This is a genomic window from Martelella sp. UBA3392 (genome assembly GCF_002358775.1).
In the GTDB taxonomy this organism is placed as follows: domain Bacteria; phylum Pseudomonadota; class Alphaproteobacteria; order Rhizobiales; family Rhizobiaceae; genus Martelella; species Martelella mediterranea.
Genome location: NZ_DEPM01000211.1, coordinates 43,729 through 46,909, shown reverse-complemented (window position 1 = coordinate 46,909; position 3,181 = coordinate 43,729). Strand labels below are relative to the sequence as shown.

The 3,181-nt window shown below is 61.4% G+C and carries 1 protein-coding gene and 2 pseudogenes; all 3 read left to right on the top strand.

What is annotated here, in order from left to right:
* Positions 1-242, top strand: a pseudogene (locus B4E36_RS16905) (hypothetical protein); the annotation flags it as partial.
* The gene (locus B4E36_RS16900; protein ID WP_292058068.1) at positions 235-2,250 is read left to right on the top strand and encodes a phage/plasmid primase, P4 family; all 2,016 of its coding nucleotides are present in this window, start codon (positions 235-237) and stop codon (positions 2,248-2,250) included. The pseudogene B4E36_RS16905 and the gene B4E36_RS16900, both read left to right, overlap by 8 nt.
* A 424-nt stretch (positions 2,251-2,674) precedes the next feature.
* Positions 2,675-3,181: pseudogene (locus tag B4E36_RS16895) on the top strand (hypothetical protein); the annotation flags it as partial.

Sequence of the window (3,181 nt, the reverse complement as noted above, 5' to 3'; positions counted from 1 at the left end):
TGACCGTGCCCGGGCCGCTGCCGAAGACGGGGCTTGCGCCCGGCGAATGCCTGGACACGCCAGACCATGTCGACGACCTGGTGCTGGTCGCCGATGGCGACAGCGAGCCTTTCGAGACCGCCTTTTCCATGGCTCGGGCGGAACGGCGGTTCGAACGGCCGGGGCGGGTGGTGGCGACCGTGTGGCCACCCGAAGGGGCCGGCGACTTTTCAGAAGTGATGACGGAGGCGGATTTTGCCTGAGAACAAGAAGAAGAAGGGCGGGCTTTCGCCGGAGGCGGAGGAGGCAATTGCCAAGAGGGCGGCCGCGCGGGCGGCTTATCTGAAAAACCCGGACCCTTTGCCGGTGCTGGAGGCTGAGGAGGAGGAACCCTCCCTGAAGCTTTCGCCCGAGGAAATTCTTGAGGAATGCGCAGGCGAACCGGAAACCGACATCGGGAACGGCCGGCGCTTTGTCTGCCGCTATGGCGATCGGGCTCTTTCGGTAATCAATGTCGGCTGGCATGGATATGACGGCGCGCGGTGGAAAGAAGACCCTTCCGGTTCGATCGTTCGGGCATGGGCGCATCGCACGGCCGAATTCATCGACGACGAGGCGATCATGCTCGATTGCTCCGAAGATGAGCGAGCGGCGATCGATGCTGGGCGTCTGGCGCGGGAGCGCATGCGGGCCATGGGCAAGCCTCCGTCAACCAATGACAATGCGAGCGAGGAGCGCCTGAAGCATCTGGAGGAGCTGATTGCGGACGCTGCCGAAGCGGAGAAGGAGCGGGTGCGGCTGGGGCCGGCCAAGGCGGACTGGGTGGATGAACTTCATGAGACGCTGGCCGGGATCAAGGCGCGGATCAAGAAGGGACGGGATGCCGAGCGCGAAAAGAACAAGATGATCGACGCGACAGCCTCATGGACCGATAAGGACTATGAGGAATATGGCGCGCTGGAAAAGCACGTGGCGCGAATGCAGGCCGTGGAGGATGACAGGTCAGGACGAATGTCGTCCCGGCATAACCACGCGAAAAGCTCGTGCTCGACCAACAAGCTGAACTGCATGCTGAGCGAGGCGACGCCGTACCTTTCCAAGGAAGTCGGCGAATTCAACCGCGATCTCTATGCCATCAACTGCCGATCCGGCACACTGCGCTTCATCTGCGAGGAGATCGATGGCGCGCGGACATGGAAAGCCAGGCTTGACCGGCATGCGGCCCATGACCTGATCACAAAGCTTGCCGAGGTGACGCTTGAACGCGATGCCAGTGCGCCGGTTTTTGAACGGTTCTTCCAGCAGGTCATGCCCAATGCCGATCTGCGCGCCTATATCCAGCGCTTCATGGGTTATTGCCTTCTCGGGCAAACCAGCGAGCAATGCCTTCTGTTCTTCTATGGCGCCGGCCGCAACGGCAAATCCACATTTGTCGACCTGATGGTCGAGATCATGGGCGATTACGCCGTTTCCATGTCGATCGACAGTTTCGCGGGCGACAAGCGCCGATCTGGTGCCGAAGCGACGCCGGATCTTGCGCGGTTGCCCGGTGCGCGCCTTGTGGCGGCATCCGAGCCGGAAATGGGCGTGCAGCTTAAGGATGCCCTGATCAAGAGCCTGACGGGCGGCGAAACGATCGCGGTACGGCGGCTCAATCAGGATTTCTTCGAACTCGAGCCGCAGTTCAAGATCATTCTCTCCGGCAACCACAAGCCGGTGATCCGCGATGACAGCGACGGGATATGGCGACGGGTGAAGCTGGTGCCGTGGGACGTGCAGATACCCGAGGGCGAGGTTGACCGCGACCTGCCGCGCAAGCTGAGAGCGGAAAAGGCCGGCATCTTCGCCTGGATGGTGCGCGGCGCGCTGGACTATCTGAAACGCGGGCTTATGGAGCCGGAAGGGATATCGGCCGCGACGCGGGAATATCGCGAGGAGAACGATCCGCTCGGCGCATTCGTGCGCGGCGCTTGCATCGTGACCGGCCGGGACGAGGATACCGAGACGCCTCTGGACCTGTTCAACGCCTATCAGAAGTTCGCCAGGCGCGAAGGGCTTTCCGACTTTCGACAACCGACCTTCACAAAGCGGTTCCCCGACCAGGCACGCAAGAGCTGGGTTGGCGAGGATGGCGCGATGCACATGTTCCGAAAGGGAAAGCGCAGCGTGACGATCTATTTCGGCATCCGCGTGAAAGAGGAGTTCCGCGAGAACGGCGACCATCCGCCGCCACCCTACAGCGACGAAGACTGGCCGGGAGACCTTCCATGACGGGCAAACCCGCACCCTTTGATGATGCAGGGCGCGCATCTTCCCGCACGGGCTTCCCGCCGTCATCACGCAGAGAGACGGAAACCGGGAGGTTAGGGAGGGTGAAGCGGTGGAGGTGCGGTTTCCTTCCCTGCCAAAAGGTCTGGAAAATCAACGGGTTTGGAAGGTAGGGAAGGTAGGGAAGGTAGCCGCGATGCTACGCGTGGCGCGCGCGAGATAGAAAAGACACATGCGGCATGCGCCGCATGAACAAACACGATAGGTCGCGCGCACATGTGTAGGGTTATATTTATCCTCCCTACCTTCCCTATCCTCCCTGACTTTTAGAAAAAGGCAGTAAAAACAATGGGTGATGAAAAAGCCGCAGGGAAGGTAAGGCCTCAATTGGGGAAGCAAACATGCAAATCAGGGAAGGTAGAGCGATATGACTAGGAAGATGACGATCAGAGAGCTGCTGACCTGGGCTTTCACGGAGGAGCTTTGCAAGGCGCAGAATGAGGGCGGGCGGTTGGTGCCGGGTATGCCGAGCCCGGGCACTGTGTATGGTGATTTCGAGACGCTGGGGACGTTGATCGATCGCTCGCCGAATGCCTGGGGCGTGATCCCGACATGGTCTGAGGATGACGCGCCGCATGAGGACGCGGTGAAGCTTGGCGAGCTGGTGCGGCGGCTGGCGCGGGACGGGTTCGATATCCCTGCCGATTGGTATCCCTTCCCCGAATGGCAGGATGAGCGCGGGGTGATCCGCGCGGAAGTGGACCGTGTTCTTGAGGGCGAGCGTGCGCGGGGCGAACGGCAGACGGGGCGGCATGCCTATAACCTGATCGTCACTTGTGCAGTTTTGAAGCGCGGGCCGGACTGGCGGGTCGATCGTCCGAAGGAGCGGATGGTGATGCGGCAGGGCAAGCCGGCATGGGTCATGATGAAGCGG